We start from the raw sequence: 360 nt of genomic DNA, 5'->3' as shown, positions 1-360 counted from the left end.
GCAGCGCAGGGCCGCCGGCGCGCAGCACGCGGTCGCACAGCTGGGTCATTTCGAGCACGGGCGACACGGGTTGCGTGAGGCGCCGCAGTTCGCCGAGCGCTTCGAGATCGAGCAGATCGCGCCGCACGGTTTCGCGTGACACGCCAAGGTCCGCCATGATCCGTTCGGTCGACACGCGTTGAAGCGTCGACAACAACGCTCGAATTCTCTGATGACGGTCTTCCTGCCACATGCGTTTTTCCCTGGATGCGAACGCGCGTTACACGACTTTGTTTCTAAGGACGACATCGTGGACACGAATGTGTGTCCGGGCGATGTCAAGCGTACTACTTTAGCCGGATTGTGTTGTATTTTTTTGGC

At 59.7% G+C, this 360-nt stretch carries 1 protein-coding gene; it reads right to left on the bottom strand.

All coding sequences use genetic code 11. The features are described from left to right. Nucleotides 1-232, bottom strand: a 232-nt coding sequence (locus SB751_RS28630) for a DeoR family transcriptional regulator (RefSeq protein WP_410748868.1), incomplete at its 3' end; no start/stop codon positions are given. Between the last annotated feature and the right edge of the window lie 128 nt (nt 233-360).

The organism is Cupriavidus sp. SIMBA_020 (assembly GCF_046535395.1).
GTDB lineage: Bacteria > Pseudomonadota > Gammaproteobacteria > Burkholderiales > Burkholderiaceae > Cupriavidus > Cupriavidus campinensis.
Note: the sequence above shows the minus strand (reverse complement) of the source record. Positions and strands in the feature narration are given on the sequence as shown.